The 15,035-nt window shown below is 67.1% G+C and carries 11 protein-coding genes and 3 pseudogenes; 5 read left to right on the forward strand and 9 right to left on the reverse strand.

The genetic code is table 11. The features are described from left to right. Positions 1–678 precede the first annotated feature (678 nt). The 4 genes from ACFY04_RS42825 to ACFY04_RS42840 form a co-directional block, all read right to left on the reverse strand. Positions 679–1,875: an IS110 family transposase gene (locus ACFY04_RS42825; RefSeq protein WP_389126442.1), complete on the reverse strand. Its 1,197-nt coding sequence runs from the start codon at positions 1,873–1,875 to the stop codon at positions 679–681. A 995-nt stretch (positions 1,876–2,870) separates the two neighbouring features. After that, complete coding sequence (locus ACFY04_RS42830) at positions 2,871–3,380, reverse strand: GNAT family N-acetyltransferase (RefSeq protein ID WP_389126429.1); 510 nt, start codon at positions 3,378–3,380, stop codon at positions 2,871–2,873. 1,180 nt (positions 3,381–4,560) lie between these two features. Next, positions 4,561–5,442: a hypothetical protein gene (locus ACFY04_RS42835; protein WP_389126431.1), complete on the reverse strand. Its 882-nt coding sequence runs from the start codon at positions 5,440–5,442 to the stop codon at positions 4,561–4,563. An 837-nt stretch (positions 5,443–6,279) separates the two neighbouring features. Further along, complete coding sequence (locus ACFY04_RS42840; protein WP_389126432.1) at positions 6,280–6,873, reverse strand: hypothetical protein; 594 nt, start codon at positions 6,871–6,873, stop codon at positions 6,280–6,282. 340 nt (positions 6,874–7,213) lie between these two features. Between ACFY04_RS42840 and ACFY04_RS42845 the strand changes: the two genes are divergently transcribed. The 4 genes and pseudogenes from ACFY04_RS42845 to ACFY04_RS42860 form a co-directional block, all read left to right on the forward strand. Next, a complete protein-coding gene (locus tag ACFY04_RS42845) occupies positions 7,214–7,807 on the forward strand; it encodes a TetR/AcrR family transcriptional regulator (RefSeq protein WP_389126433.1) in 594 nt (197 codons plus the stop codon). Positions 7,808–7,857: 50 nt separating this feature from the next. Beyond that, the gene (locus tag ACFY04_RS42850) at positions 7,858–8,220 is read left to right on the forward strand and encodes a DoxX family protein (protein WP_389126435.1); all 363 of its coding nucleotides are present in this window, start codon (positions 7,858–7,860) and stop codon (positions 8,218–8,220) included. 442 nt (positions 8,221–8,662) lie between these two features. Further along, positions 8,663–9,133, forward strand: coding sequence for a hypothetical protein (locus tag ACFY04_RS42855; protein ID WP_389126436.1), 471 nt, complete (start codon positions 8,663–8,665; stop codon positions 9,131–9,133). A gap of 127 nt (positions 9,134–9,260) precedes the next feature. Further along, positions 9,261–9,509, forward strand: a pseudogene (locus ACFY04_RS42860) (HNH endonuclease); the annotation flags it as partial. On the opposite strand, the pseudogene ACFY04_RS42865 reads toward ACFY04_RS42860, so the two are convergent. Together ACFY04_RS42865 and ACFY04_RS42870 are read right to left on the reverse strand one after the other, a co-directional pair. Beyond that, positions 9,510–10,489 (reverse strand): annotated as a pseudogene (locus ACFY04_RS42865) (IS5 family transposase). It abuts the pseudogene before it with no gap. A 118-nt stretch (positions 10,490–10,607) separates the two neighbouring features. Next, positions 10,608–11,381, reverse strand: a pseudogene (locus ACFY04_RS42870) (amidohydrolase); the annotation flags it as partial. A gap of 14 nt (positions 11,382–11,395) precedes the next feature. Between ACFY04_RS42870 and ACFY04_RS42875 the strand changes: the two are divergent. Continuing rightward, positions 11,396–11,971: a lytic polysaccharide monooxygenase auxiliary activity family 9 protein gene (locus tag ACFY04_RS42875; RefSeq protein WP_389126437.1), complete on the forward strand. Its 576-nt coding sequence runs from the start codon at positions 11,396–11,398 to the stop codon at positions 11,969–11,971. A 170-nt stretch (positions 11,972–12,141) separates the two neighbouring features. Here ACFY04_RS42875 and ACFY04_RS42880 read toward each other — a convergent pair whose 3' ends face one another. From ACFY04_RS42880 to ACFY04_RS42890, 3 genes are all read right to left on the reverse strand, one after another. Then, positions 12,142–12,375, reverse strand: coding sequence for a helix-turn-helix domain-containing protein (locus tag ACFY04_RS42880; protein WP_389126444.1), 234 nt, complete (start codon positions 12,373–12,375; stop codon positions 12,142–12,144). A gap of 856 nt (positions 12,376–13,231) precedes the next feature. Then, positions 13,232–14,203 carry a nucleotidyltransferase domain-containing protein gene (locus tag ACFY04_RS42885; RefSeq protein WP_389126439.1) on the reverse strand — a complete coding sequence of 324 codons (972 nt, stop codon included), beginning with the start codon at positions 14,201–14,203 and terminating at the stop codon, positions 13,232–13,234. A 71-nt stretch (positions 14,204–14,274) separates the two neighbouring features. Next, a complete protein-coding gene (locus ACFY04_RS42890) occupies positions 14,275–14,718 on the reverse strand; it encodes a hypothetical protein (RefSeq protein WP_389126441.1) in 444 nt (147 codons plus the stop codon). Between the last annotated feature and the right edge of the window lie 317 nt (positions 14,719–15,035).

Consider the following 15,035-nt stretch of genomic DNA (forward strand, 5'->3'; position numbering starts at 1 on the left):
GGTCCTGGACGTGGCGCAACCCGTGGTGGTAGCGCTCAGATATGGCGGTCCGGGTCTGAGAAGGTGAGGCCGCCGGGGGCGAGCGGACGTCGGGCTGGGGCGGGTGCGGGCTCGGTCTCGCCGGGCGGCTGGCGGAAGTCGGCGCCCTGCTCGACCGGCATCAGCCGGCGCCCACCCGCCTGGGCGGGTACGGGAGCGTCGGAAGCGGGCTCGGAGAAGGCGGGCACGAGAGCGGTCGACGGTCGGTCATGATCCCTAGTCTCCCAGGTCCGGCCCTGCGGGTAGGGCCAGGCCGCTATCAGCGGTGATAGTGCTCTGGCCCTGGCCAGCAGGGCCAGGCTGGTTGTTTCAGCTCACCAGAAGAGAGCGGTTAAGCCACTGCTACCGCCGGTGAACCGGCCCGGACCGCCGAGGCCGGGCGGCACACTGCGCGGGTGACCACGCCCCCCGCCTAAACCGGGTTCAGAAACCTCCACGCTCAGACCCCGACGCCAGCGCGTGCGCCCAAACCCTCCCGACCTGGCCCCGGCCGCCCACTCGGTTCAAGAAGCAGCCGTTCGACAACCCGTCACGACGTGGGACGGGTCCTCGCAACCGGCGAGGCGTACACCAGACCCGCCCATCACAAGAAGGGCACCAAGCCCCGCCGACTGGATAAATGACTTCCCAATCAGGGTGTCAAGCCGTTGTGGTGACTGGTGGTGCAGATTGGTAGCACGCTCCGTCGCGGATCATTGCCCACAAGACATTGGCTCGTCGGCGTGCGAGAGCCAGCACGGCTTGCTTGTGTCCTTTCCCCTCGGCGCGCTTGCGGTCGTAATAGGCCCGTGATGCAGGGCAGGTTCTCAGGCTGGCCATGGAGGAGAGATAGAACGCCCGCAGGAGGCCGCGGTGGTAGCGGCGAGGTCGGCGCATGTTGCCGCTGACGCGGCCGGAATCGCGCGGCACCGGTGACAGGCCTGCGAACGCGGCGAGCCGGTCAGGCGTCCCGAAGGCTTCCATCTCGCCGCCGGTGGCGGCGATGAAAGTAGCCCCGAGCATGGCACCCATGCCGGGCATGCTGCGGATCACCTCGGCGTGCGGGTGTTCCTGAAACCGGGCCTCGATCAGGGCATCAAGCTCGGCGATCTCCTCCTCGAGGGCCATCATCCCCTTCGCCAGGCGAGCCACCATCGAAGCGGCCGGCCTTTCGCCAGGCAGAGAGGTGTGCTGGGCCTGGGCCGCCTCGACAGCCACCTGGGCAAGCGCGGCAGCACCTTTGACCTTGCGGTTCTTGAGCCAGGTCTCGATCCGCTTGGCACCGCTGCGGCGGATGGCAGCCGGCGTCTGGTAGCCGGTCAGCAACAGGACCGGCCCCTTGTTCGTCAGACTCAACGACCGTTCCAAGGCCGGGCAGATCTCCAGGAGTTGCTCCCGGAGCCGGTTGATATGACGGGTGCGGTCGTTGACGGGGTCGGTGCGGCGCCTGACGAGGATCTTGAGGTCCACGGCTATCTCGTCGCCTGGCCGGAGCGCGCCGAGGTCCCTGCGCATGCGGGCCTGGTCGGCGATGACGAAGGCATCCTTGGCGTCCGTCTTTCCCTGGCCGCGGTAGGCGGCCGATGCCTGATGAACGGCCAGGCCGGTGAGGTAGACCATCGGCTGGTCGTGGCCGAGCAGCAAGCCGATGAGCAAGGCGGCCCCGCCGTGGTTGATATCCACCGCCCAGAGAACGTCCTCGGCGATAGCCAGCACGTCGCTGATCAGTTCTAATAGCGCGGCCTCGTCGTTCAGGACTCGCCGAGACAGTAGGCGTTCGCCTTCCGCGTCGATCACCACGCAGTGGTGGTGTTCCTTGCCGATGTCCACGCCGGCCCAGATCTGGGGCACGGTCACCTCCGCCAGCTCGTCGTTCAACTGCAGTCCCGCAGACGACCTCGCCGACGTTGTCCTACGCAGCGATCGAGTCGCATATCCCAATTAGCGGTCGAGTCGTCGCGGGGCTCCGGGCGGCCAAGTCATTTGAGCCATCAGACGGCGACAAGCTCATAGCCATACCCGGAACCCCTGGGCCCGACGATCCTACGAATGACCGCCTCAGACCCACGTCTGGAAGGTAGGACAAGCTAAGAGGGCGTAGCCCTGGCCGCGCCGGGGCCGGCGGGGTCATCCTGTGGTCGCCCGCTGGCTCAACCCGGCGGCGGACGCCCCGCACCCACCCAGCTGGGCTGTGTGGGAACGCCCGTACGTGATCGGGCTGTCCGTGGTCTCCGGTCGCCACCCGCATCACTGGCCTACTCAACGGCATCGGGGCGGCACAGCCGTCTTCCGCCGGCAGCGCTCCAGCCAGTTCGTCAACGTCGGCTCCACCACGGGCCGTCCACGCGGCCACGAAGACGGCGGTGAAGGTGCCCAAGCAAGTCCATCCCGTACGAGCGGATCGTCGACGCAGGACGCGAGCAGGCCCGAAGCTCGGCGAAGAACGCTTCGACCGGCTCGACGACCGCCCCCGCAGCATCCAGCAGGACATACGGCTGGGCAGCGGAACCACCCGTCTCAAACATGACCGGAAACTGATAGAAACGACCTCTGACCTGCGGACATGTGGAAGTTGGTTCAGTCAACGGCACCCTGCCAGTGGGCTTGTACACGGCCACCGACAGTCACACGATCCACCTCCACCAGCGACCGGATCCGCAACCGGCTCGTGACCGAGCGGACCGCCTGCACTGTTGAAGCTGGAGGGGCCTGGGGCCCCTGACCAGCGGCGTCCAAGCCAAGCCCCTCCCTCTGCGGCGTCCCGCTCGGGCAACTTCTTCCGCGCTGGCCCCGGCCTCAACGGCGCGTACGCGCTCGACTCGATCTTCTTTGCCTCGACGGTTCGGTGATGGTCAGGTCAAGTCAGTGTGTGGGTCGATGATCCAGTGGTTGGTGTGCAGAACTCGGCCGGCGAACTCCAGGTCTTGTTCTTCGACGAACGTGAAGCCGACAGCGCGGCAGATGCCGTTGGAAGGGAGGTTGCTGGTTGCGGGGAAGGCATGGATGGGTCCCCAGCGGCCGTCCTTCCTGGCCATCTCCAGCAGTGTCCGTACGGCTTGCTTGCCGTAGCCCTGGCCTTGGAAGGCGGGCAGGACCATCCAACCGATCTCGGAGATGTGATGGTCGTCGGCTTGGTTGGACCACAGCGTCACAGTCCCGGCTACGGTCGACGGGGCAGCCGCTGCGGGGATGATCATTTTGGTCCAGGCGGTGTCTTCGGCAGCCCGGCGGACATCGCGCTGAACTTTCTCCTCCATGCCCTCTCGTGGCAGTGGACCCCCGAGATCTTTCATCATGTCGGGATCGCATCGCATCCGGATGTAAGCGTCGACATCATCAAGCACCACGTTGCGCAACAGCATTCTGTGCCTCCTGGACGACAGCGACTGCCCCATGTGATCATGCAGCCCGCGCTGCTGACAAAGGTCCGTCTCCTGCCGAGGTTCAGGGAAGGCATGCAGCCCTTCCCGGCTGACCTGCCCAAGCCGCCCCGGCGCGGTGTGGTCTTAACCGGGCAGCTGCTGAAGCGTTCATCTATCGTGGTGTCAGATGCACAACCGCTCCCCCTTGCGCTGCCGCGGCTGGCGGCGCCGGGACGCTTCCTGTCCTGGGGCCCTGCCATGGCCTAACGGGAGATGGGCGCGCGCCTACTGCCGGGGCCATTCCATGGTCTCGCCGTGCACGCCTGCGGCTGTTGGGAGCATCGGTGGGTAGGTGAGAGGTCTCGCCCACGCCGCCACCGCAGGAGCAGACTATGGAACCAACGACACCACTCCGCTCTTCGGTAGACCTGTTCCCCTTGAGGGTCGTCTTCTGCGGGTTTTGCCAGGCCACTGCGGCCACCGGTGGAGCGCGGGCTCTCAGCACCGAGGAGAGTTCCTGTCGGTGACCTGGCAAAACCCCGCCTGCCCGCACCACATGGCCGATCTCATCCTCGCCGAGGACGACTGACGGAGCGCCCCTGATGGTGGTCCGGGACCGGGCCGCCGCCGCCTGCGGCACCTCGCCCACTACTGAAAAACTCCCGGCACCAGGACGACCCGCAGAAATCCCCGGCCATCACCGCACTCGAGGAAGTCTGTACGAGGGGACCTGCAGGCCGCCATCGACGGCGGCCCGTTCGAGGAAGGTCACCACCTGGACCTCAAGAAGGCGCCGAGCCGCAAGGGCGACAACCGGGAGCTGGTCCTTCACCGTCGACGGCGGCACAAGGAGAGCCAGACCTTCGAGGTCGCCACGCAGCCGCCGAACGGGTTCGGCGGCCCGCCCGATCCCCGACCCGCCGCTGGCCGCCATCACCGATGTACGCAAGTCCGAGACCGGCAACGGAACCGGCTACGGCATCGTGCACATCCCGGCCAGCCCCCTCACACCGCACCTGGTTGACAACAAGTACTTCGGGAGCGGGTACAGACCAAGTACCGGAGGGGCGAGCGACGCCGAGGTTGTCGCACTGCACGCAAGGCTGCGGAGCGCCGAAGCCTCGCCTGCTGCGGGTGAAGACCCGCTGCGCGATCGCTTCCCGCGGGAGCCAGGGTTTGGTCAGTGCAGGTATGCGGGCAGGCGGTCTCGGACGATTTCCCGGAAGGCGGCGAGACGGTCGTGCTCGGTTTCCAGGCAGTGAAGTGTCTCGTAGGCGTATGCCCTGGCGACGATCGAGGGGTGGGTAGTGAGTTCCCGGTAGAGGATCCAGACGGCTCCGCGAATGGCCGCTTCGCATTCCTCTTGCTGGTCAGTGTCGCCGCAGACCAAATGCAGCAGGAGTTCGAGCAGGGCTGTCCGGGCTTCGGGCGTGGTGAGGCTGGGGTCCGCCAGGGCTGCGAGGAGGACGGCGGTGGTGGCCGGGGCTGGATCCATGAGGTTGGACTGGATCATGACATGGTTGTCGATCGCCTTCAGAGTCGCTTCGCCGGGGTACCGGGCAGAGATCAGGTCCAGAAGGTCAGCGGGCACGTGGGCAGCTGTCCCTGTGCAGCCACATTGCATACCAGCCCAGTCGTGGCGGGAGATCTCAATGCGGACGGCCTGCAGGCCCGGGTGCTCGGCCGATGTCTGCGGGCGGGGCGCTGGATGGGCCTGCTCGACGCGGTACTGGTCCAGCACTCGAAAGAACTCTTCGACTGGGGTGGATCCTGCCGGTGTTGCCCGTTCAATCTCGGCCGCCCAGCTGAGAGAACTCCGCCGGCCGTAGTGCTTCCAGAGCCATTGGACGAATTGGTCTTCGGGCCAGAAGCCGAAGGGTTCGTCGATGGAGTGCACGCCGAGCGCGACGCGGTAGCCGGTGAGAACCGCCTCCAGGTGACGGAGTGAGCCACCTGGCAGCCACATGCCGGGCCTCAGCCGGATCTGGTCCAGGAAGTCGTACACGTCCGTGCAGGCCTGCCAGTGTTTTACGGTGGTCTGCGGGCTGTCGTCGATCGGCATGAAGTGAGCCTAAGGGGCGGGCGGGAGTTGTCCGTCAACGAAGGAGTGCACACACGAGGCGGGCGAGCGTGGTCGTGAGGGAGCATCTGCGGTCACCGTCCGCGCTGATGGACCTCGGCGCCGGGCTCGGCCTCACACCGAAGGAAGCAGCAGCAAGCCGGGGCGTCGATCTGCAGCGTCTGCACAAGGACGGTCCCCTCCTGCACGCGGCCGCCCGACCATCTGGTTCCGCTTGTAGCCCGCGCGGCCGGGGACACTGTCCTGGGAGAACTGGCCGACCCGACCGGGCGTTGGTACTTGTTCCGCCCGCGCCCGTCCTCTGAGTACGCGGAGAACCTGATCGGCTCCTTGTCCCTTGCACACCGGCCGCCGGACGGCCTGCTGTCGGTGGGCAGGTTGCGAGCGAGGTGGATTGCCGAGCTGACGCGAGCCCACATCACCATCAGTTCGTACAGGCGGCCGGGCTCGCCTCGGCCGCGTCTCGGCAGCATCTGGTCCCGCCCGTCGCTGACGGCCCCGCCACACGGCGCTCCTGCGCGACCCTGAGAGGTGACCAAACCGTGTGCCTGATGGAGTCCGGAGAAGGTCAGAAAGTATCAAGCCGCGGCCGGTCACCGACGCACCGTCGAGCCGCAGACTCATCGACACGGGTGCCGGTGACGGCGCTGGACGACGCGATACAGCCGGGCTGGGGGCAGCATCGGGACGAGTTGCGACCCGCTGCTGTGGCCCGCCTGCTGCGGGGGTGCGTCTGCAGGGGGAGCTGGTCGAGCGCCGGCCTTGTGCAGTTACCCGCGCTCCTGATGGACGGCTGCCCTTTGCCGGTGTTTCCGGCTGTCAGTCGAAGATGTCCAGGAGGTCCAGCCAGGAGCCTGAGTCGCCGGCGGCGGAGCGGCTGGGCCACATCGGGAGGGGATCCGGGTAGGTCTCCACCGCTGCCCTGGCGCGGACGATGTCGGGCCCGCCGCACGCCGCGATCGCGAAGGCGCCGAAGACCTTGGCGAATGCGGCCGGGTCGCGGAGCTCCACGCCGAACGCCCGGCCGTCCCACAGCGGCACCCACACCACCCGGTCGCACGGTCTCCATTCCTCCACCGGCTGGTGGTCCTCGGTCGACCGCCCCTCCAGCCAGAGCCGTGCCACGTGCAGCAGGTTCACCTTCTCCATCGGCAGCCGCTTGCGTCGCACCCGCAGTTCACGTGCCGTCAGCTCGAGGCGCTGGTCCTTCTTCGGGTACCAGACGACGCCGATCCCGAACGGCACCCACAGCAGGATCCCGATCATCGGCCAGACCAGAGCGTCGCCCCACGAACGGAGCAGCCCGCCGTCCAGCAGGTACAGGACTCCGAAGACCAGAACCCACTTCGCCGTCATCCGCCAGAATCCGCTGCCCTGCCGGTACAGGACCCGTCGCTTCCCCGTCATAGCCATGCCCGCACGCTATCCGCCGCCCCGCAGCTCACCGAAGGCGCCCTACGCCACCGCCGGAGGCGAGTGGCGTCAACAGGCGCCTTTGACGCCTGCTGCCGCCGTAGCAGGTGACATCAGCCCGCCCGCGGGCCAGGGCACGGAAAGCGCAACGACGGCAAGGCATGGGAGGAATCCGGCGCTGAGCCCGCCGTCGGCTGCCGATCGCGGGCGGCGGTGACCCCGGCATGGCGCCCGCTGCGCGATGATCTCCGGCTACGAAAATGTTGTCGGTCCCGCTCTTTGTATGTGCTGCAGTTCTCGCTATGATCATAAGTAAGTACTTACTTGCAGGAGGTGGGGCGTGGACAGTCGTTCACGTGTGGTGGAGGAGGCCATGCGGCTCTTCGGTGAGCAGGGCTACGCGAAGACGACCGTCGCCGAGATCGAGCGGGCCGCCGGGCTCTCGCCTGGGTCCGGAGCCCTCTATCGGCATTTCCGCTCGAAGGAGGAGCTGCTGGCCGAGGGTGTGCGCTCGAAGGTCGCCGAGAACGCCGGGCTGCTCGAACTGCTGGGTGACATGCAGGCCGTTGCCGCGCTGCCGTTGCGCGAGCGTCTGGCGACACTGGCTCGTGCCGGCCTGCGGCGTCTGGGCGAGGAGCGCGACCTCAACCGGATCGTGGTGCGTGACCTGGCAGCCTTTCCGGCGCTGCTGGAAGAGGTCCGCGAGGGCGAGATGCGCCGCATCCACGCCGCGGTGGCGCATTGGCTGAGGATGCAGGCCGGCCCGGGGGAACGGGACTGGGACGCGCTCGCCGTGGTGCTCGTGGGGGCCGTCTCGCACTTCTGGCTGCTGCGGGACGTGTTCGACACCCATCCCAGCGGCCTCGACGAGGACCGCTTGGTGGCTGCCTTCGTGGACCTGGCCGAGGGGTTCCTCCAGCAGCCCGCTTCCTGAGCGGTGGCAGAACAGCCGATCGACCAACACAGATGAATCGGAGTGGCTCGATGAACATCGCATTGTGGACCGCGCAGGGCCTGCTTGCCGCCGTCTTCATGGGATCAGGATTTCTGAAGTCGACGCAGACGAAGGAGAAGATGATCGCCACGGGCCAGACCGGCGTCGCGCCCTTCCCCCTGTCGCTGATCCGTGTGGTTGCGGCACTGGAGATCGTGGCGGCACTCGGGCTCATCGCTCCCCAACTGACCGGCATAGCCCCAGTCCTCACCCCGTTGGCTGCCGTCGGCCTCGGCGCGGTCATGATCGGTGCCGCCGTCGCGCACTGGAGCCTCAGCGAGTACAAGCAGGTCTTCGGTGCGAACATGCTCCTCCTGGGCGCCTGCGTCTTCGTCGCCCTCGGCAGGTTCTGAGCGCCGGCACTCCTCCTCTCGGATGCTCTGGCGAGGGATCCGGCTTGGCTCGCCTCCTGAGGGTGGGGTGAAGTGGCCGCCGACGAGGCCGAGCGCCAGGCCCTGCTCGGGCTCGCCGAGGACTGTCCCACCATCACGGTCGTCTACGAGCCGGCCGCCCGCTAGGGGCCCGGCCCTGTCCCGAGCCGCCGTCGCAGTGGCGTGTGGCGACAAGGGTGCGGATGCGGCCCGGTGGCCCGGGCCGCGTCCGTACAACCGAACTCATCCCCTCTGCAGGGGCTACTTCACAGAGATGAGGTCTACGACGAAGGCGAGTGTTGACCGAGGGGTCCTCTCTGTGAGGTGTCGGTTGTGCGGCCCCGAGGGAAGCCGCTAGTTTTGAGCATGTTCAAATAAAGGTGTGCGGTCGCAGGGCCGGACATCCAACCTCGGGGAGAGGTCTGTGAACATGCGCGGATGGCGGGCGATCGTTCTCGCGGTGACCGGTGTGGTGCTCACTGCGTCCTGTGGGTATGCCGCAGCGATCCACTCTGCGGAGATTCCGCAGGACGACCTGGTAGGGACATGGACCAGCTCTGCCGGGACGTCCCTGACCTTCTCGAAGGAACACACCTTCACCGGAACGGGTTTCGACAAGGTTGAGGCGCTGGGTTGCGCCCATCCCGAGACACTGTCCACTGGGCGCTGGGCCTTCTACGCCCGCGCTGAAGGCCGCGGGGGTACCGTCCCCGACGAGACCGCCACGCGTGGCCATGACCTTGAGCTGTCCTTCACCGAGGATCCGACGTGCACGGTGTGGGTCTACCTCTACGGCGATGCAGAGGACCCCAGCATGTGTCCCACGCAGGACCCGGACGACGGTTGCCCTCCGGGCGGTTACCTGAGGCGGGATGAGGCCGCTTCCCACTCCTGATGCCCGTTGCCGCCCGCGGCAACGCACACCGTTGCCGGCCCCGACCACACCGACAGACTGCCGGCTCGAACCTCTCAACCGCCGGTCGCAGGCAGGAATACGCTGCGAATGACGCTCCCCGCCAGTTGGCCCTTCATCCTGGACGGCGGCGCGGCGGGAGGCGTACACGAACGACCAGGGCCAGCCGACCTCCCTGGTTGGGGTGACGGCCCGTTCGAACAGGCAGAAGGCTGATCAGGATCCGGCGGAGTAGCCCCCTTCTGCGGACGCGCTGTGCCCGTATGGCGCCGAGTGGACCGCGACGAAGCGCCGCTGGAGCCTCGTTGTCGACGAGGTGAAGAAGGACCGGCTTGCTAGGGCCTGTGTGATGTCGTGATCATTCGGCGGTTTTGATCAGGTCGTCGATCCAGATCATTGCGGCGCGAAGGTGGAGGCCGGCGAGGTAGCTTTCGGGTGTCTTGTCGTAGCGAGTGGCGATGCCTCGCCAGGCCTTCAGCTTGTTGATCAGACGTTCGACTGTGTTCCGCTCTTTGTATAGGTCGGCGTCGTGGCTGACGGGTCGGCCACCTCGTGCGCCCTTCTTCTTCCGGTTGGCGGCTTGGTCCCGCTTTTCCGGGATGACGGCCTTGATTCCGCGTTTGCGCAGTTAGGAGCGGTTGCCGCGGGACGAGTAGGCCTTATCGGCGGCAACTGCGCCGGGCTTGGTGCGGGGACGGCCGACAGGCAGGCGGACTCTGACCCTCGTGAGCGCGGGGATGAACTGCGGGCTGTCCCCAGCCTGCCCGGCGGTCAGGACCAGCGCGAGCGGACGGCATCTGCGGTCCGCGGCGAGGTGAATCTTGCTGGTGAGTCCGCCCCGGGACCTGCCGAGCAGGGCTTCCTTCAGGCGGAGCTTGCGTCTGCGCCGGATGCGCCGGAGCTCGTCCTGTCCGTTCTGTTCCTCCGGTCCGCCCCCTTTTGTCGGGCCGCCTCCTGCTCCTGCGCGGCTTCTTCCAGGGCATTCATGAGGTGCTTGCTGACGCGCATACCCGCCGCGTCGTGGTGGGCGCGGACCGTTGTGGAGTCCACACTGACCAGCGACAAGTCCGTTCTGCACACCCGGGCCCCCTCGGCGATCAGGCCTTCCAGCAGGGCGGTGAAGACACCGGCGTCCCGCCAGACGCGAAAGCGTCCGTAGACGGTGGCCCACGGGCCGAACTCGGCGGGCATCTCCCGCCACTGGGCACTGGACCGGAACCGCCAGATCACCCCCTCGAACTGCTCCCGCAACCGCTCCGGGTATGGCCCGTACCTCCCGATCGGCAGGTACGGCTCGATGAACTTCCACTGGGCATTGGTGAGTTGCCTGCGCGTCACGACCACAGTCCTACCGGATTCCGCCCCTCGAACAGGACAGAATCCAAGAATGATCACGACATCAAACAGGCCCTAGCAGGCCCGTACCCTTCCCCTCGACTGGGTGACCTTCGGGGCGTCAGCAGTGGTGGGCAAAGGCTGCGGGCATGGCCTTTCGCAGGACGGGGGCGGGGCGCGTGGGAGAGGGCGGGTAGACGGTCCTGCCCTCCTTGATGGTCTCCACGACGGTGATGTCCTTGATCTTCCGCTCGGGGATGGTGAGCGGGTTGTGGCTGAGGATCACGAAGTCGGCGAGCTTTCCAACCTCGATGCTGCCCTTGGTGTCCTCTTCGAAGTACTGGCGGGCGGCGTTGATGGTGATGGACTTCACCGCGTCCAGGGCCGACACACACTGGTCCGGGCCCAGGACGCTTCCTGAGGTGCGGGTGACGCGGGTGACCTGGCTGGACAGGATGGCGATCGAGTTGGGCAGGGCGACGGGTGCGTCGTGGTGCGAGGTGTAGGCCATGCCGCGGTCTACTGCCCACCGGGCCGGCGAGATGTCGACAGCGCGTTCGGGGCCGAGCACGGTCTTGCGGTACCAGTCGCCCCAGTAGTAGGTGTGCATGGAGAAGAACGACGGGATGATCCCGAGCTCCCGAAACGCCTCGATCTGGTCCTCGCGGGCCGTCTGGCAGTGGATCGCCGTCGTACGCCGGTCCTGTCCGGCTTCCTTGGCGGCCGAGCGCATGCACCGGATGAGCTGGTCGATGGCGGCGTCGCCGTTCACATGCGCGATGACGTGCCAGTTGTTGGCGAAACCCGCTCTGACCTGGGCCAGGACGTCCTCGTCCGGCAGGGTCGCATAGCCGCGGTATTCCTCGTCCTGGTTCTCGGGCGGGGTGAGGTAGGGCTCGGTGAGCCAGGATGCAGCCCCAGTCCCCCAAGCACGGTGCGGTCAGCTCTCCCCCCTCCCGGGCCCAGCTCTACCTGGAGAACTGGCAGGCCAACGGTCTGGAGGCCGGCAAGTTCTTCCCCCGGAGCCAGCCGGGCATGCGCGATCCCTTCGCCCCGGATGACGTGGTCAACGCCCAGCCACCGGCGGACGGGAAGATCGCCAGCGCCGGGAAGGACTTCGCCGCCTCCCTGGACGAGGTCGGCACCGACTGGAAGAAGCACTCGGTCACCTCCGGCCAGAACCTGGAGATCACCTGGGGCTTCCACGCGGAGCACAAGACCCGCCGCTTCAACTACTTCCTCACCAAGAACGGCTGGAACCCGGACCAGGCCCTGACCCGAGCCCAGTTCGACGCCGAGCCCTTCCACAGCGTCCAACTGCCCGAACAGCCCTACTGGGAGCACGAGCTCGCCCCGGGCAACCCCACCACCCACACCCTGCGCCTGCCTCAGCGCCCCGCCGGTCACCAGGTCCTGCTCGCCGTGTGGGAGGTCGCTGACACCGGCCAGGCCTTCTACCAGGTCATCGACCTTCAGTACACGTAGAGCAACCGCGCCTCAGGGCACGACCGTGTGCCGGCTCCGCCCAGACGGCGAGGCCGGCACACCCCCGTACAACGGCTCGTGACGCCCCCGGGTTCGAGATGAGCGCCGTCAGTCCGATGCTCGGCAAGGTCGCGAAGACGATCCAGGCCCCGCATGCCGCCGCGAGGCTTTTACCCGGGGCCACAGCTCCTTCTTCCAGATGCCTCCATGCCGCCCTCGCGCCAGGCACGACGCCAGCGTTCCACCGACCGCACACTCACCCACAGCTCTTTCGCGATCACCTCGGTCTTCTCACCCGCGACGAACCTTTCACCGGCCTGAAGCCGGATCCCCTCACGAAACGCCCGACGCTCAGCGGTCAGGCCCCCACCCTCCGGATACCTCAGCCCACCGGCATACCGCAGGGATCATGAACCGTCACCACCCGACGACGACCCGAAAACCTCAGTAATCAAGTTCGGTACCTGCCGCCGCAGGCGGCCAAGCTGGCCCGGCAGGTCGCCGAGGTGGGGGAGGAACCGCAGCCGGCCTCCGCGTGACCTCACTCTCTACCGCCGCTTTCAGCCAGCCAGAAACGGGTAATGCGCGGACTGCCGGGGTTTTTGTGCGCCCTCACCGGTGTCCGGATTGCCGGGGTTTTAATGCACGCAGCAATATACGGAACGGATTGCCGGGGTTTTTCGGCGATATCAGCCGCCCTTTCGACCTGCGTGCTTGACGAGGAGTGCTGGCGGAAAGGCCTACTGGGGTACGGAATTGGATGGCGCACCAGCCTGCCGCGTCGGGCTCAGGCCACGGCTCGCGAAGCGATGTCACCGCCAACGACAAAGCTCTTGACCGTGGCCGTCTCCGCGGCCTTCCCCGACCTAGAGCCTGCATCACCCGGGATGCGGGCCTCCCGCGGAGCCCCGGGGATGTTCCGGAAGCCGCGCCAACGCCATCGTCCACGGGGAGGCAGAGGTGAGGGCCAGCGAGACCTCCGAGGTGCAGGCGTTCAGCGCGTGGTGTCGGCTGCCGGCGAGGTGCTCTGCCCTAACGGTCTGGTGTGCAGGGTGGCCAACACGGCTCATGGACGACTCGGAGCGGCTCCGCACCCGAACGAGGGGAGACGACGGTGACGGGCTTCTCCCCTGGCCGTGCCGGCGCCGCGGCTGCCGGACGAGACAACCGGACGGCGTCTACATGAAGGGCCAGAACGTGCTTGAAGCGTTGGTTCGAGCGGTAGCCAACTCGCCAGCTATCAAACGCGCCATCGCACTCTCACGCCCGCAAGCTGGCCACCGCCGCGGCATGTCCTCGCCGCCAGAAACCTGATCGGACACCCTCACCCCCGGGCCGCATCTCGTGCAGGTGGTGGCTGTCCGCTTTGCCTTCATCCATCCCGACACGCCGATCAGGCACACACGAACGTATGAAACAGGGCCCCCGGTTCACGTGACACGCCAGAAGGCGGCTATGCGAGTGTCTGCTACGTGCGAGGCACGGGCTCGATGAGCAGTGCGTCCATGGGTTTGCTGCGATGGGGGCGCAGCACTTCCAGCCAGGTGACTCCGCCGTCCAGGAGACGCCCCATGTATCCGAAGCCGTTCCACCCCAGATCGACGAAACAGCGTTCAGCCTGCTGGTCCCGGCCAGCCGCTGACCGTGCAGCGTCACCTCGCCCAGGTCCACGCCTCGTTGCTCCAGTGCGGCCAAGGCACACGTCGCCGCACGTCGCAGCGGGCTCGTCTCCACCCAGCGCCTCCGTACATGCCAGGCGACTTCAGGGTCCTCGAGTTCTCCGTCGACCAGCCTCAGCGGTGTGATGCTGATCCTGCCCTTCACATGCCGGCCGAACAGCTCGATCCGCGCCGGGCGCGGCACCAGGCTCTCCAGCCCCTCGAACTCTGTGAGCATGTGGTCCCTGGGCGCAGGCCCGGCTTCCGGGTCCGCTGTCAGGGAGGCAAGGCGCTCACGGGCCAGAGGGAACGGCTCACCCTTCCGCCAGAGCAAGAACAGCTCGAAGCCCTCGTCCAGCAAGCTGCTGCGGCCACGGAACTGGAAGGAGATCCCCCGGGTACGTCCCCGCAGGGCCTGCCGCATCCCCACGTACGCGTCACGCCCGTTGATCGACGCGTCCAGCGACTCGCCCAGCCAGCGCTTGTCCGTGCCGTGCTCAATGACGACGTCGACGTCGTTCGGCTCCAGCGCACCACGTGCGTACGACCCGAAGACGTACACCTCCTCGACCAAGCCCAGCGGTCAACCACCGCCCTCGAGCCGCGTGATCATGTCCGCCAGCAGACGCGTCGCACGCTCGCGCTTCACCCGGCGACGCCCTCGGCATACGCGGCACGGAACTCCTGTGCCACCACGAAAACAGAACCCGGGACCGCGCGCGGCTTACCGTCCTCAAACGTCTGCCCGATCACCTCCACCGCGGCCCTCCCCCGCTGCAGCTCATACTCCTCAACAGCGGCAGCGAACTCTTCAGGAATCTCCCGCCGGTCCACCACACCCGCCACGGCGACCTGCGGGAACGAACCACCGAACGTCTGCAGCCGCGACCACCCCAGCGACCGGCCAGCCTTCCGCAAAGCGGAACGAATGAGATCGACCCCGCCCAGCTCATCCGCCTCATCGACACCCAGCCGGAGCTCGTACGACCCGCCGGACCCACCCCCGCCCGGCGGACACGAACGACGCAACAACGGCACCAGGACAGCGACAAGACGCTCATGACGCGGATCACCCGCAAACGACGGCATCCACCGAGCCTAGCCAGACACAACACGGCCCCACCCAGCGTTTCGCTACACCCACCCACAGGGGCGACATCAAGCCCACCCGCCAAACGACAGCGGCCTTCACCAGCAAAACGACACCCTCGTAACGCCATCAACCCAGGCCAGCACCAGTGAAAGCCGATGACGCGTACCCAATGCACAACACACGACGCCCATCAGCCGGGGCGGCGCCGCCGCTGGCTCGGACGTGTCAGCGATCTTGTGTAAGTCGCCTGGTTTCATTGGATGCTGAGCCGGTCCTCGAAGAAGAGTGAGAACTGGTTCAGTGCCTCTTTCCA

The sequence above is a fragment of the Streptomyces sp. NPDC001549 genome (genome assembly GCF_042894025.1).
GTDB lineage: Bacteria > Actinomycetota > Actinomycetes > Streptomycetales > Streptomycetaceae > Streptomyces > Streptomyces kutzneri.